Raw genomic sequence first — 24,838 nt, forward strand, 5'->3', positions numbered from 1 at the left:
TGTTCTGTGCTTAAATTTGCTTGTGAAAAATCAGATGAAATATAAGCATAATCTCCCTGCATATCACTACTCTCGATTAGCTTATATAAGGTATTAAGAAATACTTCTGCAATATGCTCAATAGTTGACCTCTTAAATTGATGCCCGCTATAAAGCCAAGTAAATTCTAATTTTCCCTCTTTTACTATTCCTACTACATCAATTAGATGCCCGCGTTTTGTGTCTTGATCATAATTGTCATTGGTTAATTCCATTCCTGTCTTAAATAAGGCTTCTCTGTTGACCTCTTGATTAAATTGACCTAGATAGTTGAAACTAACTGAAGGCTGTTTTTGAAGTTGAAGAAGGTCTCCCACTTCTTGATTAAGGTATCGAAGAATACCATAATCCACCCCTTTATTTGGCACCTTACGTAACTGCTCTTTAACAGTTCGAAGAGACTCTATTGGTGTCTCTGTCCCTTTAATATCTAGGTGAACCGGATATATGCTGGTAAACCATCCTACTGTTCTAGAAACATCAATTCCTTCTATAATTTCCTCTCGTCCATGTCCTTCTAAATCAATTGATAAAGACGGCTTCCCAGTAATTTGTTTTGTTGCTTGTACTAAAGCTGTTAGTAATATTTCATTTATATGCGCTCGATAAGTTGATGTTATATCTGTTAACAATGCTTTTGTATCTTTTTTATTTAACGAAACTGTAATTTGTTCTGTAGTTTCCTCTATTGAATGATCAATTTGGTAATCCATTGGTAAACCTTCGGTCTTTTTAGACGCCTGTTCTATCCAATAATCCTGAATTCCTTTTGGTATATTTTTACTATACGTTACTAGATGAGAAGCCCATTCTTTATACGATGTCGTTTTAGCCGGCAATTCAATCTCTTCTCCATGGACTAGTTGATTATAAACATTTTGAAGATCCTCTAAGAGAATACGCCAAGAAACTCCATCTACCACTAAATGATGAATTCCCCAGAAAAGTCGTCCTTCTTGATGTGCTTTGTCCTCAAAATATATTATTTTCATAATTGGCCCATCTTGAAGATTTAAAGTAGATTGGGCTTGTTTTATTGTTTCATAGATTCTCTCTTCTTTTCCTTTATCTTCTTCAATTCTTACTGAAATGACCTCGCTAGAAACCAAATTCTCTATTCCAGTATTGACCTGCGACCATTCAAGATCTGATATACGCTGATAACGAAGACGTAAAGCATCATGGTGTTTTATCAAAACCTTAAGTGCCTTATCTAGTACTCCTACATCTAGAGCCTTTTTAGTTCGCAAGAACATAGACTGATTCCAATGGTGAGGATTTGAATGTTTTTGTTCAAAAAACCAATGTTGAATAGGAGTCAATAAGACTTCTCCCGTCACTATTCCTTGGTTACTATAAATCTTTTTCGTCTCCTCTACTACTCGTGCTAGTTCAGCAATAGTCTGATGTTCAAATATTTGTTTTGGTGTTAAATATAAACCTATTTCATTTGCCCTAGCAATAATTTGAATACTAAGAATAGAGTCTCCTCCACTTTCAAAGAAATTATCATGGATACCGATGTTTTCAACACCTAGAACTTGTTCCCAAATGGAAGCCAACAACTCTTCACGTTCATTTTGAGGTGCTACATATTCCCCTTCCTTTTCTACTTGTCCAGGATGTGGTAATACCTTACGGTCTACTTTTCCATTTGGTGTTAAAGGGAAGACTTCCATCTTCACAAAGTGTGCTGGCACCATATAAGCTGGAAGCTTTTCTTTTAATGCTATACGCCACTCCGCAGGAGTCTCCTCACCAACTACATAAGCTACTAGACGTTTATCACCCGGCTCATCTTCTCGAACAATTACTACAGCTTCTTGAATAGAAGGGAGGTCATTTAAAGTTGCCTCTACTTCTCCTAATTCAATCCGAAAACCTCGAATTTTCACTTGATCGTCAGTACGTCCAATGAATTCTAAATCTCCATTTGGTAAATATCGAACCAAGTCCCCTGTTCGATATACTCGATCTCCAGATGTTTTATCAAACGGATGAGGTAAGAATCTCTCTTTTGTTAGCTCCGGTCGATTTAGATAACCACGTGCTAAGCTCTGACCTCCAATATAAAGTTCACCTATTACTCCAACCGGAACTGGTTGACCATATTTATCTAATACATATAACTGAGTATTAGATATAGGTTTCCCCAAAGTTAGTATTCCTTTTCCCTCATAAACACCAGCAGATGCACAAACAGTATTTTCTGTAGGTCCATAGGCATTAATAAAGATACATTTCTTTGCCCACCTTTTAGCTACCTCTTTATTACAAGCTGATCCAGCCGAAATAATTACCTTAAGGTGATCAAATCTATTTTCATCTAAATTAGCTAATATAGCTGGCGGTAACGTAGCATGTGTTACTCTATTCTCTTCAACAAGATTAATAAATCTTGTTCCAGGCAACATTTCTTCTTGTTTTCCTAAAATTAAAGTAGCTCCAGATAAAAAAGAGGTAAATATCTCTGAAACAGCTGCATCAAATGCAAAAGAAGCAAACTGTAATACTTTACTTTCGTGATTGATTTTAAAAATCTTTATTTGAGCATAAGCTAGGTTACACAAACTTTTTAGTTCTAACAAAACACCTTTTGGTTTTCCAGTAGAACCTGACGTATAGATGACATACGCTAAGTTTTCTGGTGTTACTCCATGAACAGGTGTAGTAATAGGTTCATTTTTGATTTCTTGAGAATTTTTATCTAAACAAATCCTCTCAACATCCGATGATACCCACTTTGTAAGATGCGATTCTGTCACCAATATTTGAATGCCTGCATCTTCAAGAATGTATTGAAGACGTTTCTCCGGATATGCTGGATCTAGCGGGACATAAGCGCCTCCGGCTTTGAGAATCCCTAGTAATCCAACAATCATTTTCGGAGAACGTTCCGCACATAATCCCACTAGGGATTCTGGACCTACTCCTCGTTTTTGAAGATAATGAGCTAATTGGTTAGCTTGTTCCTGAACCTCTTTATAGCTCCACTCTTCGTCTTCATATGCTACCGCGATGGCATCCGGATTTTCTTGAACTTGAGCATCAAATAAATCTTGAATAACCTTATCTTTCGGATAATCTGCATCTGTTTGATTCCATTCTATAAGCAATTGTTTTTGTTCTTCCTCTGTCAGGTAAGTCAGTTCATTAAGCGTTTTTTGTTCTGACGTTTGGGTTATTTGCTGAAGAATTTCGACTAAGTGCTTATGAAGACGATTAATGGTTTCTTCTTCGAAATAGTTTAAATCATACATTAGTTTTAAAGATAACTGGGCACCTGGAATAACCGCTAAACTCAAAGGATAATTATTTTGTTCTGCCCCTCCATATTTAAAATCTTCAAATCGTGATTAATTTCAGTTTCTTGGATAGGATAATTTTCAAAAACATATAAAGTATTAAACATCGAAATCCCTCGTGGGATTTTACTCCACCCTTGAATGTCAGTTAATGAGGTATACTCATATTGTCGACGTTTACTGTCTTTTACTTGAAGATCTTTTAACCAATCCACTACCTTTGTTTCACCTGATACTTGTACTCGTGCTGGCAATGTATTGATAAAGAGCCCTACCATTTTTTCTACACCCGGTAGATCTGTCGGTCTTCCCGAGCTTGTCACTCCAAATAATACATCTTCTTCTCCACTATATTTGCTTAATAAATATCCCCAAGCACCTTGGACTAAAGTGTTCAGAGTAAGTTGATTCTTTCTTGCCCATTTTTGAAGTACTTGTGTTTCCTCTTGTGATAAATGATAAATACTTTGACTATATCCTTGGTGTTGCTTCTTCTTATCTCCCACTGAACCAAATGGTGTAGGAGAAGTGATACCTTCTAATTCTTTTCTCCAAAAAGCCTCTGCTTGCGCCTTATCTTGCTGTCTAATCCAACGTATATAATTTTCATAAGAAGGTACCGATGGCAATATAATATGTTCCTCATTAATCAACTGTCCATATACCTTCATCACTTCATGTAATACTTGTTGTAGACTCCATCCATCTAGTAGGGCATGATGATGACTCCATATAAACTGATAGATATCCTCTCCACAATGGACCAAATACAAGCGCATTAAGGGACCCTTTTGAAGATCAAAAACTTTCATCCTGTCTTGAATTAAAAGTTCTGACAACTGTGATTGTTGCTCTTTTGGTGAACTATATTGCCAGTCTAATTCATTGATTGTTACAGGCATAATATTACAAACAATCTGATGAATATCTTGACCGTCTTCCCAACTAAACACCGTTCTTAATACTTCATGACGATTAATGATATATTCCCATGCAGTCTGAAAATATCCAGAATTTAAATTCCCTTGAAGAGTCAATATACATTGTGTAATATAATCACCTATACTTCCATCATAAAGCGTATGGAAAATCATCCCATTTTGAAGGGGTGCAAGTGTATAAATATCTTCTATCTCTGTATACTTATTTGTAATTACATCAATTTGTTCTGTGCTTAAATTTGCTTGTGAAAAATCAGATGAAATATAAGCATAATCTCCCTGCATATCACTACTCTCGATTAGCTTATATAAGGTATTAAGAAATACTTCTGCAATATGCTCAATAGTTGACCTCTTAAATTGATGCCCGCTATAAAGCCAAGTAAATTCTAATTTTCCCTCTTTTACTATTCCTACTACATCAATTAGATGCCCGCGTTTTGTGTCTTGATCATAATTGTCATTGGTTAATTCCATTCCTGTCTTAAATAAGGCTTCTCTGTTGACCTCTTGATTAAATTGACCTAGATAGTTGAAACTAACTGAAGGCTGTTTTTGAAGTTGAAGAAGGTCTCCCACTTCTTGATTAAGGTATCGAAGAATACCATAATCCACCCCTTTATTTGGCACCTTACGTAACTGCTCTTTAACAGTTCGAAGAGACTCTATTGGTGTCTCTGTCCCTTTAATATCTAGGTGAACCGGATATATGCTGGTAAACCATCCTACTGTTCTAGAAACATCAATTCCTTCTATAATTTCCTCTCGTCCATGTCCTTCTAAATCAATTGATAAAGACGGCTTCCCAGTAATTTGTTTTGTTGCTTGTACTAAAGCTGTTAGTAATATTTCATTTATATGCGCTCGATAAGTTGATGTTATATCTGTTAACAATGCTTTTGTATCTTTTTTATTTAACGAAACTGTAATTTGTTCTGTAGTTTCCTCTATTGAATGATCAATTTGGTAATCCATTGGTAAACCTTCGGTCTTTTTAGACGCCTGTTCTATCCAATAATCCTGAATTCCTTTTGGTATATTTTTACTATACGTTACTAGATGAGAAGCCCATTCTTTATACGATGTCGTTTTAGCCGGCAATTCAATCTCTTCTCCATGGACTAGTTGATTATAAACATTTTGAAGATCCTCTAAGAGAATACGCCAAGAAACTCCATCTACCACTAAATGATGAATTCCCCAGAAAAGTCGTCCTTCTTGATGTGCTTTGTCCTCAAAATATATTATTTTCATAATTGGCCCATCTTGAAGATTTAAAGTAGATTGGGCTTGTTTTATTGTTTCATAGATTCTCTCTTCTTTTCCTTTATCTTCTTCAATTCTTACTGAAATGACCTCGCTAGAAACCAAATTCTCTATTCCAGTATTGACCTGCGACCATTCAAGATCTGATGTACGCTGATAACGAAGACGTAAAGCATCATGGTGTTTTATCAAAACCTTAAGTGCCTTATCTAGTACTCCTACATCTAGAGCCTTTTTAGTTCGCAAGAACATAGACTGATTCCAATGGTGAGGATTTGAATGTTTTTGTTCAAAAAACCAATGTTGAATAGGAGTCAATAAGACTTCTCCCGTCACTATTCCTTGGTTACTATAAATCTTTTTCGTCTCCTCTACTACTCGTGCTAGTTCAGCAATAGTCTGATGTTCAAATATTTGTTTTGGTGTTAAATATAAACCTATTTCATTTGCCCTAGCAATAATTTGAATACTAAGAATAGAGTCTCCTCCACTTTCAAAGAAATTATCATGGATACCGATGTTTTCAACACCTAGAACTTGTTCCCAAATGGAAGCCAACAACTCTTCACGTTCATTTTGAGGTGCTACATATTCCCCTTCCTTTTCTACTTGTCCAGGATGTGGTAATACCTTACGGTCTACTTTTCCATTTGGTGTTAAAGGGAGGACTTCCATCTTCACAAAGTGTGCTGGCACCATATAAGCTGGAAGCTTTTCTTTTAATGCTATACGCCACTCCGCAGGAGTCTCCTCACCAACTACATAAGCTACTAGACGTTTATCGCCTGGCTCATCTTCTCGAACAATTACTACAGCTTCTTGAATAGAAGGGAGCGCATTTAAGGTTGCCTCTACCTCTCCTAATTCAATCCGAAAACCTCGAATTTTCACTTGATCATCTGCTCGACCTACAAACTCTAAATCACCATCTGGAAGATAGCGTACTAAATCCCCTGTCCGATATAAACGAGCCCCCGGTTCATCATTAAAAGGATGCGGTATAAAGCGTTCAGCCGTTAACTCTGGTTGATTTAGATAGCCACGAGCTAAGCCATTTCCGCCAATATAAAGCTCTCCTATTACTCCAACAGGAACTGGTTGACCATACTTATCTAATACATATAACTGAGTATTAAAAATAGGTTTTCCAATCGAAATATTTTCCTCTTGATACTTTATATGTTTATATGTTGAATAGGTAGTATCTTCAGATGGTCCATATAAATTATATACTTTCTTTACTGAGCTATATCTATAAAAATCTTTGACTAGCAATGAATGTAATCTTTCTCCTGCAAGATTAATTACCAAAACTGATGGAGGGAAATTTTTATCTTTTATGAGTTCCCTTGCTACAGATGGAACAGTATTTATTAATGTAACTTCATACCGCCCTTTAATTCCGGTAATTTCCAAAGCATTTCGAACTAATATTACTTTTCCTCCACCAGTTAATGGTGAAAATAATTCAAATACTGATAAGTCAAAAGATAAAGACGTAGAAGCAAGAACCCCTGATAATTCTTCATAAGAAAAAGTTGAATGAACCCACTTAATAAATTGGAAAGTACTTATATGTCTAATCATTACCCCTTTTGGCTTTCCAGTAGAACCTGACGTATAGATGACATACGCTAAGTTTTCTGGTGTTACTCCATGAACAGGTGTAGTAATAGGTTCATTTTTGATTTCTTGAGAATTTTTATCTAAACAAATCCTCTCAACATCCGATGATACCCACTTTGTAAGATGCGATTCTGTCACCAATATTTGAATGCCTGCATCTTCAAGAATGTATTGAAGACGTTTCTCCGGATATGCTGGATCTAGCGGGACATAAGCGCCTCCGGCTTTGAGAATCCCTAGTAATCCAACAATCATTTTTGGAGAACGTTCTACACATAATCCCACTAGGGATTCTGGACCTACTCCTCGTTTTTGAAGATAATGAGCTAATTGATTGGCTTGTTCCTGAACCTCTTTATAGCTCCATTCTTCGTCTTCATATACTACCGCGATGGCATCCGGATTTTCTTGAACTTGAGCATCAAATAAATCTTGAATAACCTTATCTTTCGGATAATCTGCATCTGTTTGATTCCATTCTATAACTATCTCATCTTGTTCCTCTTTGGAAAGGAGCGAAAGGTTGCTTAATGGCTCCTCTGGTAAACGTGTAATTTCAGTTAACCAATATTTAAAGTGATTAGCCATCCGTTCAACTGTAGACTTATCAAATAAATCTGTATTATACTCAAAAGCCGTTAAAAGGCCTTCTTTCTGTTTTTCAACTGTTACTGTTAAATCAAATTTCGATACAGATGTATGAATATTTATATTTTCAATATGTCGATTAGACATCCGGATATCAAAAGTTTCAAAAGCATTTTGCATCGTAAACATAGTTTGGAAAAGTGGTGAATGACTAGTACTTCGTTCCGGCTGTACTTCTTCTACTATTTTTTCAAATGGTACATCTTGGTGTTCATAAGCTTTCAATGCTTTAGTTCTCACTGTCCGTAAAACATCTCGGAATGTAGAAGTTTCATCAAATTGAGTTCGATACACCAACGTATTGGCAAAGAAGCCAATTAGCCCTTCGGTCTCTTTATAATGTCGATTAGCAATAGGACTTCCAACTAATATATCATCCTGACCAGTATAACGAGATAGGAAACCTTGATATGCAGCGAGTAAGGTCATAAACACTGTCGTTCCCTCTTGGCGGCTTACGGCCTCAATTTGTTCTACCACTCCAGTTGGTAGTATAAATTGATACATTGCTCCTGCATAAGTTTGAACAGATGGACGTGGCCGATCTGTTGGCAATTGGAGGACCGGCAGGTCTCCTTTTAACTCTTCCTTCCAATAACTTAACTGTTTATCTAACACTTCATTATCAAGCCACTTCCGCTGCCATTCCGCATAATCTGCATATTGAATAGGAAGATCCGGTAACCTTTCAGGTTGACCTTTTACTTCTCCTTCATATAACATCATCCACTCTCTTAAAAATACATTCATGGACCATCCGTCTGAAATAATATGATGCATGATACAGGCTAAAACCCATTCGTTTTCTTGCATTTTAATTAGTTGGACTCTCAATAGAGGACTTGTCTCTAAATCAAACGGTGTCTCAGCTTCTCTTTGAACCAATTCTTGCATCGTCTGCTCTTTCTCTTCTTTCGAAAGATGTACCAAATCTGTTCTCGACAACGTTCTTAAATGAGAAGAAGCAATATTTTGAAAAGCTTCTCCATCTTTTTCTGTGATAGTGGTACGTAAAATCTCGTGACGACTGATTAAAGTATTTAAACTATTTTCTAACGCACGTGGAGACCACTCTCCCTGTAAACGCCAGACAGTCGGAATATTATACAATGAACTATTAGGTACTAAGCGATCAAAAAACCATAAACGCTGTTGAGCATAGGATAACGGTACAACAGATCCTCTCTCTACTCGAATTAACGATGGAATCTCACTAGAGATACTTCTTCCACGAAGATCCTCTAAACGTTTGGCTAGTTCTTCCACTGTAGAATGCTCAAATAGTTCCTTTAATGGGATGGACATTCCAAACACTTCTTGCAAACGAGATATAACTTGTGTTGCTAATAATGAATGCCCCCCTAAATCGAAGAAGGAATCATCTCGTTTAATACCTCTTATTCCCAATATTTGTTCCCAAACCGTCACCACCAACTCTTCGGAAGGAGTTTGGCCTTCTTGTAACACTTTTTCCTGTATATCATTAATTGGAGTTGGTAAGACCTTACGGTCTATCTTTCCATTTGGTGTTATAGGTAAAGCTTCCATTTTGATAAAATGAGCCGGTACCATATAACCCGGTAACTTGTCTTTTAGAGCCTTTCGCCATTCTTTTGTAGTTCCTTCACCTACTACATAAGCTACTAGACGTTTTTCACCTGACTCATCTTCTCGAACAATTACTACAGCTTCTTGAATAGAAGGGAGGGCATTTAAGGTTGCCTCTACCTCTCCTAATTCAATCCGAAAACCTCGAATTTTCACTTGATCATCTGCTCGGCCTACAAACTCTAAATTACCATCTGGAAGATAACGTACTAGATCCCCTGTACGATATAAACGAGCTCCTGGTTCATCACTAAAAGGATGCGGTATAAAGCGTTCAGCTGTTAACTTAGGTCGATTTAAATAACCACGTGCTAGGCCAGATCCTCCTACATAAAGTTCTCCCACTCCCCCTTTAGAAATCAGTTGGGAATTTTTATCTAATACATAAACCTGTGTATTAGACACTGGTTTTCCTATTGCAGGGCGATTTCCGCTTATATCATCATCTTTTAAAGCTTCACTAGCTGTAGCTACCACAGTATTCTCAGTTGGTCCATAGTGATTAAAAACCTCAAATGGAAGATTCTCTGAAGGAAACACCCTTAATTGATCTCCACCTGTTAACAAAGCTTTCAAGGCGACACTTTGTGGCCAAGAAAGTTTTAAGATTCTTTCGGTTAGCGGAGTTGGTAAAAAACTAATAGTAATTTGTTGTTTAATAAACCATTCTTTTAAAGCCTTCACATCTGTACGAATTTGGTTATTTGGTAAATATAAACTTGCTCCCACACTTAGATACGGCCATATCTCCCATACCGATGCATCAAATGCTGTTCCAGCAATTTGAGTTGCTCGATCTTTGTTAGTCACATGATATTTTTTTTGATGCCAAAAGATTAAGTTCAATAATGAACGATGTTCAACCATTACCCCTTTTGGTTTTCCAGTAGAACCTGATGTATAGATAACATACGCTAAGTTTTCTAGTGATATTCCATGGATAGGTGTAGTGATAGGCTCATTTCTGATTTCATGAGAATTTTCATCTAAACAAATCCTCTCAACATCCGATGATACCCACTCTGTAAGATGCGATTCTGTCACCAATATTTGAATACCTGCATCTTCAAGAATGTATTGAAGACGTTTCTCCGGATATGCTGGATCTAGTGGGACATAAGCGCCTCCAGCTTTGAGAATCCCTAGTAATCCAACAATCATTTTCGGAGAACGTTCCACACATAATCCCACTAGGGATTCTGGACCTACTCCTCGTTTTTGAAGATAATGAGCTAATTGGTTAGCTTGTTCCTGAACCTCTTTATAGCTCCACTCTTCGTCTTCATATACTACGGCGATGGCATCCGGATTTTCCTGAACTTGAGACTCAAATAGATCCTGAATTAATAAATCCTGAGGGTATTCAACATTCGTTTGATTCAAACTGGATAGTAGTTCAAATTTATTTTCTAAATTTATTACATCAATAGAAGATAATTTCTCTTCATTATTTTCCAAAATATTTAATACAAAACTTTGAAAATTTGTTGTTATATTCTTTATAGTAGACTTTTTAAAGATATCTCCGTTATATTCAAAATTAGCATTAATAATATGATTAGTATCTACCTCTACAAATAGAGTTAAATCAAATTTCGAATTTTTTTTCTCTAAATTAAAAGGTCTAAGCTTTAAGTTGTATAAATCAATTTCATTAGTAGAATTCCCTAAAAATATAGCTTCATTCTGTTTCCAAGCCTTTTGCATTACAAAAGCTGCTTGAAATATTGAAGCACCATCTTTTTCTTTTAATATTTCCTCCGCCAACAAAGAAAATGGGTAATCTTGATGTTTTCTACATGCATTTAGTTCTTCTTGAGTTTTTTTTACAATTTGATTAAAATTTGTATCACTTGATATATTTAATCTGAGGGGTAACATATTTACAAAATATCCTGTTGTCATATGGAATTTATTATTACTCCTTCCATATATAGGTGTACCTATTATTAAATCTTCTTGTGAATAATAGCGAGACAAGAATGCAGAGTAAAGCGAAAAGAGAACAGAATTCAAAGAGGCATTTTCTTTTTTTGAGAATTCAAAAATTTTTTCACTTATAAATTTATTGAATTTAAATCCAAACAATCCTCCATTATTTGTTGGTAATGAAGGCCGCATGTAATCAGGATTCATATCTAAAATTGGCAGGCTACCAGACAATTTATCATTCCAAAATTCTTTTGTTGCTTTTGAGTGTTTCTCTATGATCTCATTTTGCCAAGAAACAAATTCCGAATAATCACTTTGAATTAATGGGAGATCAAAACTCTTATTATTTAATAATCCATCATATATTCTTCCTATTTCATCTAATAATATAGAGAAGGTCCATCCATCAAAGACAATATGATGAAACATTAAAAGAAAAATAAACTTATTATCATCAATGGAAATTAGCCTAAACTTTACAACAGGTCCCTCTTCTAAATTGAAAGGCTTATGTGATTCCTTTGATACGTAATATTTTATTTCATCTTCCGTCCATTTTTCTGCTTCTAAATGAAAAAAGTCCAAATCAGCCCCTTCTTGAATTATTTGCACAAACTCTTTCTCTTCCGTAGTGAATACAGTTCTAAAAGATTCGTGTCGTTGAATAATTTTTTTCAGAGTTGCTTTTAAAATCTCTATATTTACCGGGGAATTAATAAAGAATGCAAAGCGCTCATTATATAACGAACTTTTAGGATTAGATTGATAATGGAAAAAAAATGATTTTTGACCTTCAGATAAAGGAAATTTCTTAATATTTGTACTAGCAGACACTAAAAACAGCTCCTATCATCTAAACTATTAATTTTGAAATATATCTTTAAAAAGATATTTAAACTCTGCCTATCCTATCATTATTTAATTTATGATACTGGTGATTTCTTTATACTTATCATCAATAATGAATACATGATAGCTCTAAAAATACACCTCCAATATTATTAGAAAACCCTCTTCTCCATTTTCTGTACACAGATGATGATCAATATGCATATTCTGCCTATGAAATCATAAATAAATTAACTCCTTCCTCAATTTAACCTCCACTAATGGAATTTCAGTAAAAAGAATAGCTTTTTTCACGTTAAACTACTTTAACTTTTCCATCATTCTAGAATTTTCGAGTGCTAACTTATAGCCAGAGTAAACCTCATATTGGTAAATATGAAAACTACTTACATATCTCCTGCTTTATTCAAGATTTGAATACTGTCTGTAAACCTTATAGTAAAAGAATTTAATGTAACACTCAGACTGATCAAATAATAAATCTTATTAAACATTTGCCCTAATAACTTTCTTTGCCTTTCATTTCTTGGTAAAAATCCAAATACATAAAGAGGCATCATCTTAGAAATAGGCATTGAAAATATTTCAATGCTTTTATAGGATATATTATAAAATCTAATAAAAACATGTATTTTTTAAACACATATCAATATTCTCATCAACATATTAACATTTTTATTACTTTTACGCCATAAAATTACATATTATTTTCTAAAAATTTCTTTTTTGATTGATCAAATCAAAACTTTCCATAAAGAGGTATTGTCTCAAAAACATGAAATATGAATATATAGTCTCTGATGAAAAATATCTATAAAACACTATAAGGAAAAATAAGGTATTGTTCACGAAATATAATATGCTCGCTCACTCCTCATCTACAATATTGATACCCATTTTCTCTTTAGCCTACAATACCTACTAAGAGTGATTTTATACTTAAAATTGCGAAGAAAACACATTCTATACAATTACGATCAAGAAGCGATAGAAACTGTAAAACGAACATTGGTAACTATAATACATGATTTAAGTCCAAATTTAGTAAACAAAAGAAATAACTATAATTGTTCATATATCCCCAAAAATAAAAAGCATTATCTAGCCATTTATCTAAAGTAGATGAATAGCATATCTCGAATCTTTGAAAGTTCTTCAATAGAAGCTGACTTCACAGAACGAAGACCGCCAAATGTTTGCAGAAGTCTTGCGGAAATTTGGAGAACTGATTCCTTTTTTGTGCCTTTCCTAAAAAGGATCGCAACAGACAAACTATTTGGACCATATTTCAAAAATCGTTCTCGCGGCTTTTCATCATGAGGACAATGCTTGAGTGACATGGGGAAATAGCTCATGATGCCTTGAGTACCTAGTAAACTTGCTCTTTACATTTCAAAAGAAAAAGACGCACATTGCATAAAAGCAATTGCGTCTTTTGATTATCTTAAAATACGATTTCTTATATCTGAAATAAAATAAAGAGAGCCAGTCACAAGAATCACCGCTGAAGGATCATCACTCTTTTTCTGAATGAACTCAAGCACTGCACGAGGGTCATCGTCATACGATTTTGCCTCTAACAGACTGCATGCATAAAGCTTTTCCGCTGATTCAGCTCTTGGAAAATCAAAAGAAACAAAATGGATAGAGGTACTAACGGCTTCAAGTTTTTGAATCATTTGTTTGTACGGCTTATCTTTTAAAGCACTAAAACAGACGTGCACTTGTTTACTAGAAAAATGGGCTTGTACCGTTTCAATTAAACGGTCGATTCCTTCTTCATTGTGAGCGCCGTCTAAATAAACTGGTGGATGATCTTTGACTTTTTCAAATCTTCCAGCCCAAACTGCATTCCGAATCCCTTCATATATCTGCTCTTCTGTCACGCTGATATAGCCTTCTTGCTCCAGCCACTCAACAAGTAGAACAGCATGGGAAGCGTTTTGCCGTTGATGCGTGCCGATCAACCCTGTTTCAAGCTGTGGATACCGCCTTTTTGATGTGTGTAACGTAAACCTTTCACCTGTTTCTGTCGGCTGCTGATGACTAAAGGTACAAGTATCCTGTAATGAGATGCATTTGGCATTCTTTTCTTTTGCGATGTTTTGAATGACCGCAAGTGCTTCTGGTTGATGAACTGCCGTGATCATCGGAATAGCCTCTTTGATAATGCCTGCTTTTTCAGATGCAATCTGTTCAAGTGTGTCACCTAAAATCGCCATATGATCGTGACCAATCGATGTGATCGCCGTTAAGATGGGCAATGCTATATTGGTTGAATCAAGCCTTCCGCCAAGTCCTGTTTCCAATAAGACAAAGTCTACTTGGTGCACATCGGCAAAATAAACAAATGCACATGCAGTAATAATTTCAAATTCTGTTGCTGCGCCAAGCTCTGTTTGATCTAATTCATCAACAAAAGGCTTGATCTTATTCACCAAACGTAGCCATTCTTCATCCTGTATAGGCGCACCGTTCACGCTAATTCGTTCATTGAACGTTAAAATAAACGGAGAGGTGAAGGTTCCGACCGAATAGCCTGCTGCTTGTAAAACAGAACGAGTAAACGCAATGGTTGAACCTTTTCCATTTGTACCTGCAACATGTACCGCTTTTATGCGTTGTTCAGGATGGCCTAATCTGTTCATCAGCCACTTCATTCTTTCAAGACCCGGTTTCACACCAAAGGCCAGTCTACTGTGAATCCACTCAATGGCTTCATGATAGGTTGTAAACAATGTCATCTCTCATTTCATACGAAATTTTCAAAAAAGACGACTCCATTTCAGTAGGAGCCGTCTTTTCAACCTTATGCTTTCAGCTCTTCAATACGCTTTTGAACAGCTTCGCGTTTTGCGACATAATCACGTTCTTTCGCACGCTCTTCTTCTACGACACTTTCAGGTGCTTTTTTCATAAAGCCTTCGTTGCCAAGCTTTTTCTGGACGCGCTCTACTTCTTTTGTGAGCTTATCAAGCTCTTTTTGCAGACGAGCGATTTCCTCATCTAAGTTAATTAAGCCTTCAAGCGGCAGAATGAGCTCTGCACCAGAAATAACAGCCGTCATCGCTTTATCACTAGCTGGGACATTTGTGCCAATTTCAAGTACACTTGGATTCGTGAAGCGCTCAATATATGAACGATTTTTCTCTAAACGTTCCTGAACATCAGGTGTAGATGCTTTAATGTAAAGCTCAACCTGTTTGCTCATTGGCGTATTCACTTCACTGCGGATGTTACGAACAGAGCGGATGAGCTCCACAAGCAGCTTCATATCAGCAGAAGCTTGTTCGTTTGAAAGCTCCGGTTTCACCTCAGGCCAAGCCGCTACAGTAATCGATTCACCTTCGTGCGGAAGATGCTGCCAGATTTCTTCTGTTAAGAATGGCATGAACGGATGAAGAAGTCTCATCGTCTGATCTAATACGTACGCAAGGATCGAACGAGTCGTTTTCTTCGCTGCTTCATCTTCTCCATAAAGCGGAAGCTTCGCCATCTCAATGTACCAATCACAGAAATCATCCCAAATGAAGTTGTATAAATGTCTGCCCACTTCACCAAATTCATATTTGTCAGCAAGCTGTGTGACACTTTCAATCGTTTCATTTAAGCGGGTTAAAATCCATTGATCAGCAACTGATTTTTCTCCAGTCAAATCAAGCTCATCATACGTTAAGCCATCCATGTTCATTAGAGCAAAACGCGATGCGTTCCAAATTTTGTTCGCAAAATTCCAAGTGGATTCAACCTTTTCAAAGCTAAAGCGAAGATCCTGACCTGGTGAGCTTCCAGTTGCCAAGAAATATCTTAATGAATCTGCACCGTACTTGTCGATGACCTCCATTGGATCAATTCCGTTCCCTAGCGACTTACTCATTTTACGTCCTTGCTCGTCACGGATCAGCCCATGAATCAGGACGTCTTTGAACGGTTTTTCTCCTGTGAATTCAAGACCTTGGAAGATCATGCGAGAGACCCAGAAGAAAATGATGTCATACCCTGTGACAAGCAGATTGGTTGGATAGTAACGCTTGAAGTCTTCACTGTCTGCATCCGGCCAGCCCATTGTAGAGAAAGGCCAAAGCGCTGAACTAAACCATGTATCAAGCACATCGTTATCCTGTTCCCAGTTCTCCAGATCTTCTGGTGCTTCAAGTCCAACGTATACTTCTTTCGTTTCTTTATGATACCAAGCTGGAATGCGGTGTCCCCACCATAGCTGACGAGAAATACACCAGTCACGGATATTTTCCATCCAGTGTAAATATGTCTTTTCAAATCGGTCTGGAACAAATTGAACTTGGTCGTCCCCTTTTTGCAGGTTAATGGCTTCGTCTGCCAGCGGCTGCATTTTCACAAACCATTGTGTAGATAAATAAGGCTCAACGACAGCACCGCTTCTCTCACTATGACCAACTGAATGCATGTGATCCTCAATTTTGAACAAAATACCTTCTTCTTGTAAATCTTTCACAAGCTGTTTACGGCATTCAAAACGGTCCATTCCTTTGTATTGCAATGCATTTGCATTCATTGTGCCATCTTCATTCATGACAAGAATACGCTCTAGCTCATGGCGGTTTCCAAGCTCAAAGTCATTCGGGTCATGAGCAGGTGTAATTTTCACAGCTCCTGAACCAAACTCCATATCGACATAGTCGTCAGCAACGATTGGGATCTGGCGTCCTGTCAATGGTAAGACCACTGTTTTTCCAATCAAATGCTGATATCGTTCGTCATCAGGGTGCACCGCTACTGCTGTATCCCCAAGCATTGTTTCAGGTCTTGTCGTTGCAATTTCAATTGAACCCGTGCCATCTGAGAGTGGGTATTTCAAGTGATAAAACGCGCCTTGAACATCCTTATAAATGACTTCAATATCAGAAAGTGCTGTTTTCGTCGCTGGGTCCCAGTTAATGATGTACTCTCCGCGATAAATAAGCCCTTTTTCATACAATTGGACAAACACTTGGCGTACAGCTTTATTCAGACCCTCATCTAATGTAAAACGTTCGCGCGAGTAATCAAGACCAAGTCCCATTTTCGCCCACTGGCTGCGAATGAAATCCGCATATTCTTCTTTCCACTTCCACGTTTCTTCCACAAATTTTTCCCGGCCGAGGTCATAGCGACTCACACCTTCTTCGCGAAGCTTTGCCTCGACCTTTGCTTGGGTAGCAATACCGGCATGATCCATTCCTGGAAGCCATAGAACATCATAACCCTGCATCCGTTTCATACGTGTCACGATGTCTTGAAGGGTAGAATCCCATGCATGGCCAAGGTGCAGTTTTCCTGTCACGTTTGGTGGAGGAATGACGACTGTATATGGATCTTTCGTTTTGTCATTTTGTGCTTCGAAGAATTTTCCTTCGACCCAGTACGTATAGCGGTCTTTCTCAATCGCATTTGGATCGTACTTTGTAGGCATTTCTTGATTATTTGTTCCCATTTGTGTAACCTCCACATTTTTTCGGCTGATGAAACATAAAAAAAGCCTTTCCATCCTTATAAAAGGACGAAAAAGCTTTTTCGCGGTACCACCTTTTTTCATGGAACACATAGACGTGTCCCATACACTCTAAAGGATAACGGGGTTCTCCCGAATTTCTCTACTTATTATTCAAGAAATTAAGCTCACAGGCGACCTTCCAAACAAGTACATCCTAGGAAACCTTTCAGCTCATGGTTTCCCTCTCTTTAGGGTCTTGCTCGTACTCTTCCTGATCCACGCTTACGATATATCACGTTCATCAGCACATACTCATCTTTTATTTATATTACTAAATGCCTTTTGTTTTCGTCAATCATCTTTTCCGCTTTTCTTCTTCTTTATACAAATTGGGCAGGCACCCTTCGATCTATTGCCCATAAGATAATAACAAAATGAAGAAGGAGGGCGTTTGATTTGAAGAAGATCAATCCTTACACACTTCCCCCTTGGCTGAGACAAATTCGCGCAGTTGCCTCCCAAGTCGTTCTCCCGATTGCGATATTTCAAGGGTTTCGTACGATCATTTTCCCCACAACATTTGACGTCCTCATCCTAGGTATTCTCATTTTTCTCGCCTGCGCCTTTCACCTTGATTGGTTTTAACACTCGCGCTTATGTATCGGCCACTGAACACAAAATAACCTCGTCATTCCGCTGATGACGAGGCACTTTGTTCTTCTTCAAGTCGTCTAGCCTGCTCAATCTCGTGAATCTTCATGACGGTCGGCTCTGAATTTTTCATCTGCCAATACGCTCTTAACAGCTGCTGACAGCTTTCCATCTCATCCTGTCCACCTGCTTCATATGCTTTTACTATATCAAACAGACCTTGCGGATAAGCAAGATAACTAAGAAACAAATGCAGCTCTTCCTCCCGAAGAGGATTTCCTTTTTGATACGTATAAAACAAGGAAGTACATTCAGGACAAGACGTGGGATAGGTTTTGAATGTCCGAAAGTAAAAGGTCAGAAGATCATAAATGGGGGCAGCTTTTTTAGACCGCTCAAAATTGGTGAAATGTCCTGTGCCCACATCATTATACAGAAAGTGATGAATCGACAACTGTCCATGATTTAACACAACACGTGTTGTCTCTTGATCTTTCATTTCTTCATGCCAATCTTCTAATCGTTCAAGCGCAAATTCGCTAGCAGACATCGCTTCTGAAAAATACATCGCAGCAGCCAGCTCAAATGGTGACATATACCACGTTTGCTCTGCCCGCTCTATGAATCGTTCATACATGTCTTTCTCTGTTTCCCATTTGGTCTTGATTTGTGTATAGTGCGCTTCTATCTCTTGCTCCGTGATATCCATCATCACTTCAGTTCGCTTATGAAGTCTTGCAATCTCTTGAAATAAATATTCATGTTTATCGTCCTGCTCTTCTCTCTTTTCATTCGTCAGCCACGGCATAAGATAGTATGCATACTGGCTTTCCCGATGACTTGAGAAGAAGGAACCGTCCTTCGTCCGATAAATTGGCACAAAAGAGCGATAGCCTTTTGATTCCAGTTCAAGCATTTGCTCTGTAAACTGCATATGTCGATTCGCTTTTACTTGCTTTAGGGCAAATACGCCCTGCTTTGTATATACTTTAACAACAGCAGGGCTGACAGGTTCAATGTATTCAGCCTCAAGCCCGTATTCGTATAGGACAGATTGGATCTCATCCACGTTCACTCACCACATTTTCTCGGTCGGTCATCGCTTGTTATGCATTGCTTTTTTGATATTCAGGAATATAAAGAATCTGCCCTTCTTCAAGCTCCGCATCAACCGATAATGAGTTCGTTCGAAGAAGCTGCTGCACATTCAACTGATATCGCTCACAAATACGATCGACCGTATCTTCTTGCTGAACTATACATATTTTCATGCGAGAAAAATCTTCCTCCTCCTGCTTAGCAAACAGCTTTGTTAAATAAAGAGAGTTCTCACTGCCAGACGTTTCTCTCTCGTCATCATCAGGCTCTTCTTCTTGAGCTGACTCATATACTTTTGGTGCTTCCCGTTCATATAATCGTCCGAGCTGGTACGTGTCATCCTGCGCCTCTCGCTCTTCTTCCTCTTCTACGTGATAAGCGGGTGACTCAAAGACTGGATACGACTGAATTGTTTCCTCTTGCTCTTCGACTGCTTCCGGATCTTTTCTCACTTCCACCTCAAAGAACGTATCATCCCGTTCCTCTTCATCTAAAAGCTTAGGCGGTTCAAAAAATGGAGGCTCTTGTACCTGAGCTTCTGGTAAGGAGCGATAACCAAGTGCCACTTCTTCTTCATTCTCCGATTCCTCTAGTTCTTCTGTCGCTTCCTCTTCATCCCTGCTCACTAGCTCTATCTCCATTTCTTCTTCCTGCTCTTCTTGATCTGCGCGTGTGTCATGCTGTAATATAGCCTGTTCCTCATAGATCTCACGTTCATCGCCTTCCAGCTCTTCCTGTACCTCATGCTCTGTCTGCAGCTGATAATCGTAGGTCACGTCGCCATATTCCTCTTCAGGGCGATGGACAAATTCATACGGTGCCTCAACAGTCATTTGAGGGGTTTCCTCGTCTAATAGACCCTCAATCGCCAGATCAGCCTGGATGGTGAGTAAACGATTTTCTGTCAGCTGGTAATCAAATGCATCAATAAACACAAACACATCATTTAAATGACTGATTTTGTTCTTAGGGATGGTGATATCGACTGGGAATTGATGCAGAAGCTCCGCCGTTCCGTCCTCTCTTACCTTCACCTCATCAGCTTCTCTGTATGATGCATAGGAACTCAATTCACCCAATAGCTCCTCTTGATTTATGTTGTATTCTCCTGTTAGCTCGAGTGAACCTCTAATCGAAACATAATCATTCACTTCTTGAACGAGGATGTCAGGATCGAGAGAAATGGACAGCAGCTCACTGACTTCCTGTCCGCTTTTGAAATAGATGGATTCTTCTACCGAAAACTGTAATCGATTGTTTTGAGACAAGTCGGTGTCCTCCTTTCATCTAATCCTTCAAAATAAAATTAGATGTCAATACAGGTGTATGTGAGTGGCAGTGAAAATATGATTGGTTTTCAGTCACACAAAAAAGCCGATATGTCCCCATATCGGCTTTCGTTTATCGACGTAGCTTTTGAAATACTTTTTCCACTGTCTCAATCGTATATTCAATGTCTTCATCAGTATGAGCTGTTGAGAGGAACAGTCCTTCAAATTGTGAAGGTGGAAGGAAGATACCGTGATCGGCCATTTCCTTGTAAAATTCAGCAAATAAAGCAAGATCAGCCGTTTTGGCTTTGTCATAATTGACCACCTCTTCATTTGTAAAGAAGAACCCAATCATCGATCCTGCACGGTTAAACGTTAATGGAATCCCGTGTGCTTTCGCCGCTTTTGAAATACCTTCTTCCAGCCGGTCCCCTTTTCGTCTAAACTCTTCATAAGATTCAGGTGTCAGTTGTTTTAAGGTTTCTAAGCCTGCTGTCATCGCAAGTGGGTTACCAGATAACGTTCCTGCTTGATAAATTGGACCGCTTGGCGCAATTTGCCTCATAATATCCGCTCTTCCGCCATAAGCGCCGACCGGTAGACCGCCTCCGATGACTTTACCGAGGCAAGTCAGGTCAGGTGTGATACCAAAATAACCTTGCGCGCAGTGATAATCTACACGGAACCCTGTCATGACCTCATCAAATATGAGTAAAGCTCCGTATTGCTCCGTGATGTCTCTCAGCCCTTGTAAGAAACCTTCCTGCGGAGGAACAACCCCCATATTTCCTGCAACCGGTTCGACAATGACACCTGCAATATCGTCACCAAATTCCTGAAAAGCGACTTGAATGCTTTCTAAATCATTGTACGGTACTGTGATCGTGTTGCTTGCAGTCCCTTCAGGTACACCTGGGCTATCTGGAAGCCCTAACGTTGCAACACCTGAACCCGCTTTAATGAGCAAAGAATCACCGTGGCCATGATAGCAGCCTTCAAATTTCACAATTTTATTTCTGCCTGTAAAACCGCGTGCTAGACGTAGTGCACTCATAGTCGCCTCTGTACCAGAGCTGACCATACGAATGACTTCAATGGAAGGAACCCTCTCTGATACAAGCTTAGCCAATTCATTTTCAACTAACGTGGAAGCACCAAAGCTTGTCCCTTGTTCTGCCACTCGCTGGATACTTTCAACCACACGGTCATTTGTATGCCCTAAAATAAGCGGTCCCCATGATAAGACATAATCGATGTATTCATTTCCATCAATATCATATATTTTGGCGCCTTTGCCTCGTTCCATAAAAATCGGGTCAGTGTTGACTGATTTAAATGCACGCACAGGACTGTTGACACCACCAGGCATTAAATGCTGCGCCTCTTCAAATGCTTGTTTTGACTTTTCATAGCTACGTCCCATTTCAACTTCCTCCTGTCTATCCGTTCTTTATTCCGAGAGCCATTTTGCTGCATCTTTTGCATGATACGTAATGATCAGTTCTGCTCCTGCACGTTTCATGCTTGTTAGCATTTCGAGAACAAGCTCTTTTTCAGAAATCCAGCCATTTTGAGCAGCTGCTTTGACCATTGCATATTCTCCGCTCACATTGTAAGCAACAACAGGGAGTGTAAATTCATTTTTGACATCACGCATAATATCTAAATAAGAAAGGGATGGTTTGACAATGAGAAAGTCAGCTCCCTCTTCTACGTCAGATTGCGCTTCTCTCAATGCCTCTAAACGGTTTGCAGGGTCCATTTGGTATGTTTTACGATCTCCAAACTGCGGTGTGCTATGCGCCGCATCACGAAACGGACCGTAAAAAGCACTTGCATATTTCACAGCATATGACATGACAGGCACATGAACAAAGCCTGCTTCATCAAGCGCCTCACGAATGGCAATAACAAACCCATCCATCATATTGGAAGGCGCAATGATATCTGCACCAGCACGCGCTTGGCTAACAGCTGTTTTCGCTAAAAGCTGAAGAGATTCATCATTTAAAATTTCACCATCTTCAACGATTCCGCAGTGTCCGTGGTCAGTATATTGGCACAAGCAAGTGTCTGCAATGACCACAAGTTCTGGGAAGTGCTTTTTGATCTCAAGCGTCGCTCTTTGAACAATGCCATGATCGTGATACGCCTCGCTACCCACATGGTCTTTATGATCTGGAACACCAAATACAATGATTGATTTGATGCCAAGGTCGACAAGCTCTTGGACTTCTTCTTTTATCAGATCTACTGAAATGTGGTAAACACCCGGCATAGAAGGGACTTCTTTACGGACATTTTCTCCCTCAACAAAAAAGATCGGATAAATGAAATCAGATGGTCTTAAAAAAGTTTCTCTGATTAATTCTCTCATTCCTGCGCTTGTCCGCAGTCTGCGGTGTCTGTTAAATTTCATCATTGATTCAACTTCCTTTCAGATAAACGGCACATCAAGTCAAGCATTCCGTCTACCGTATAAGTATCTGGGGTTTCAGAAGAAATCCCGTAGTGAAGCAGTGCCTCTTTTGTCAGAGGACCGATTGTCACAAAACAGGTGTTAGACGCAGCTAGCTTCGCTGCATCTGCCTCCATGGCCTGCATAAATGAATGGACAGTGGATGAGCTTGTAAATGTAATATAATCAAATGATTGCTTCGTCATTGCCGATTTGAGAGCGGCAATTCCTTCTTCATCCTTGACAGTTTCATATAAAATCCATTCTTTCACTTCTATGCCAAGCGGAACGAAGGTTTTCTTCACGACATCCCGTGACAGGTGTCCTTTTGCTACAAAGATACGCTCACCCGGACGTACATGGTCAAGTAACGCATCTGCAAGCTCTTCCGCTATAAAACGTTCTGGTACCACATCCACCTTCAAGCCGTGCTGCTCGAGATAGGCAGAGGTTTTCTCACCTACAGCTGCGACTTTCAAATGGGAAAAGTGAATATGTAAATGGTGATCTTCTATATAGCTCAGAAAAAAAGATGCACCATTCACACTCGTGAAAACAAGCCAGTGGCTACTTTCTAAATCCTTTAAAAAGGCCTGCGCTTTTTCCTTTGTGAGTGTAGGCTCAAACCTAATAAGGGAGGTTAAAACAGCATGGCCGTTCAGCGCTTCAATCTTTTGCTGAAACACACCCGCTTGACGTTCATTTCGAGTGACAAGCACCGTCTGTCCGTGAAGCGATTTGCCTATCGTCATTGGGAGGACAGATCCTTTTTCACCTTGTCGATCAAATCCTTTGCTCCCTTATCAGCCATCTGTTTCGCACATATTGTTCCAATTGCTTCAGGGTCAGTGCCTGTGACGGTTTCTCGAATAATCGTGTGTCCGTCTGCAGATGCGACAAGACCCGTCAGTTCAATTTCATCATGCTCATTCATCGTTGCATAGCCAGCGATTGGCACCTGACAGCTGCCATCCATTTGTTTAAGAAAGGCTCGTTCTGCGAGAACCGTTTTCTTCGTATATTCATTCGTAAATTGAGCAAGAAGCTCCAATAGCTCTTTATCATCCCCGCGGCACTCAATCGACAAAGCACCTTGGCCAACGGCGGGAAGGCAAGTTTCAGGAGATAAGAATTGCGACACGACTTCTTTACTCCAGCCCATTCTAGACAAACCGGCAGCCGCTAGAATAATTGCATCATATTCTTCATTCTTCAGCTTTTCGAGTCTCGTATCAATATTTCCACGGATCCATTTAATCTCAAGATCTGGTCTTTCCTGAAGAAGCTGGGCACTGCGCCGCAAGCTGCTCGTGCCTACAATCGCACCCTCTGGCAGTTCCTCGAGACGCAGATGATCCTTCGAAATAAGAGCATCTCTCACATCTTCACGCTCGGGAATACAACCAATGACCAAACCTTCAGGAAGAGCGGCCGGCATATCCTTCATGCTGTGCACGGCCATATCGATGTCATGATTCAGCATCGCCTGCTCAATTTCTTTGACAAACAGTCCTTTTCCGCCAACCTTTGATAAGGTCACATCTAAAATTTGATCACCCTTTGTCACAATCTCTTTTATTTCAAAAGAATAAGAAGGGTTGAGTTCAGACAGCTTTTGAATGACCCATTTTGTTTGTGTAATTGCAAGCTTACTTCGTCTAGAACCTACTTTAATTGTACGCAATACGTCTTCC

10 protein-coding genes, 2 pseudogenes and 1 other annotated feature are annotated in these 24,838 nt (G+C 38.8%); of the genes and pseudogenes, 1 reads left to right on the forward strand and 11 read right to left on the reverse strand.

The genetic code is table 11. The features are described 5' to 3' along the window. Positions 1 to 2: 2 nt before the first annotated feature. The 5 genes and pseudogenes from C5695_RS20945 to C5695_RS13570 form a co-directional block, all read right to left on the reverse strand. Positions 3 to 3,344: pseudogene (locus tag C5695_RS20945) on the reverse strand (amino acid adenylation domain-containing protein); the annotation flags it as partial. After that, positions 3,341 to 12,199, reverse strand: coding sequence for a non-ribosomal peptide synthetase (locus C5695_RS13555; protein WP_117731174.1), 8,859 nt, complete (start codon positions 12,197 to 12,199; stop codon positions 3,341 to 3,343). The gene C5695_RS13555 and the pseudogene C5695_RS20945, both read right to left, overlap by 4 nt. Positions 12,200 to 13,353: 1,154 nt before the next feature. Next, positions 13,354 to 13,554: pseudogene (locus tag C5695_RS13560) on the reverse strand (UPF0758 domain-containing protein); the annotation flags it as partial. A 99-nt stretch (positions 13,555 to 13,653) separates the two neighbouring features. After that, positions 13,654 to 14,952 carry a bifunctional folylpolyglutamate synthase/dihydrofolate synthase gene (locus C5695_RS13565; RefSeq protein WP_187441895.1) on the reverse strand — a complete coding sequence of 433 codons (1,299 nt, stop codon included), beginning with the start codon at positions 14,950 to 14,952 and terminating at the stop codon, positions 13,654 to 13,656. A gap of 71 nt (positions 14,953 to 15,023) precedes the next feature. After that, positions 15,024 to 17,666 (reverse strand): valine--tRNA ligase, encoded by a 2,643-nt coding sequence (locus C5695_RS13570; RefSeq protein ID WP_117731176.1) that lies wholly within the window; start codon positions 17,664 to 17,666, stop codon positions 15,024 to 15,026. Positions 17,667 to 17,725: 59 nt separating this feature from the next. Then, positions 17,726 to 17,954 (reverse strand) — a binding site (T-box leader). 168 nt (positions 17,955 to 18,122) lie between these two features. On the opposite strand from C5695_RS13570, the gene C5695_RS13575 reads away from it, so the two are divergent. Next, positions 18,123 to 18,311, forward strand: a complete 189-nt coding sequence (locus C5695_RS13575) for a hypothetical protein (protein ID WP_003216497.1) — start codon at positions 18,123 to 18,125, stop codon at positions 18,309 to 18,311. 43 nt (positions 18,312 to 18,354) lie between these two features. Here C5695_RS13575 and ysxE read toward each other — a convergent pair whose 3' ends face one another. From ysxE to hemC, 6 genes are all read right to left on the reverse strand, one after another. After that, positions 18,355 to 19,386, reverse strand: a complete 1,032-nt coding sequence (gene ysxE / locus C5695_RS13580) for a spore coat protein YsxE (RefSeq protein WP_117731177.1) — start codon at positions 19,384 to 19,386, stop codon at positions 18,355 to 18,357. A gap of 37 nt (positions 19,387 to 19,423) precedes the next feature. Continuing rightward, the gene (locus C5695_RS13585) at positions 19,424 to 20,683 is read right to left on the reverse strand and encodes a LysM peptidoglycan-binding domain-containing protein (protein WP_117731178.1); all 1,260 of its coding nucleotides are present in this window, start codon (positions 20,681 to 20,683) and stop codon (positions 19,424 to 19,426) included. A gap of 133 nt (positions 20,684 to 20,816) precedes the next feature. Continuing rightward, positions 20,817 to 22,109, reverse strand: coding sequence for a glutamate-1-semialdehyde 2,1-aminomutase (hemL, locus tag C5695_RS13590; protein WP_117731179.1), 1,293 nt, complete (start codon positions 22,107 to 22,109; stop codon positions 20,817 to 20,819). A 27-nt stretch (positions 22,110 to 22,136) separates the two neighbouring features. Beyond that, positions 22,137 to 23,108 (reverse strand): porphobilinogen synthase, encoded by a 972-nt coding sequence (gene hemB / locus C5695_RS13595; protein WP_117731180.1) that lies wholly within the window; start codon positions 23,106 to 23,108, stop codon positions 22,137 to 22,139. Next, entirely contained in the window at positions 23,105 to 23,896 is a 792-nt protein-coding gene (locus C5695_RS13600) for a uroporphyrinogen-III synthase (protein WP_117731181.1), read from the reverse strand. Before C5695_RS13600 ends, hemB begins: the two co-directional genes overlap by 4 nt. Then, complete coding sequence (hemC, locus tag C5695_RS13605) at positions 23,893 to 24,828, reverse strand: hydroxymethylbilane synthase (protein ID WP_117731182.1); 936 nt, start codon at positions 24,826 to 24,828, stop codon at positions 23,893 to 23,895. The genes C5695_RS13600 and hemC overlap by 4 nt, the downstream gene beginning before the upstream one ends. Positions 24,829 to 24,838: the final 10 nt, after the last annotated feature.

Source organism: Bacillus pumilus (assembly GCF_003431975.1).
Taxonomy (GTDB): Bacteria; Bacillota; Bacilli; order Bacillales; family Bacillaceae; genus Bacillus; species Bacillus pumilus_N.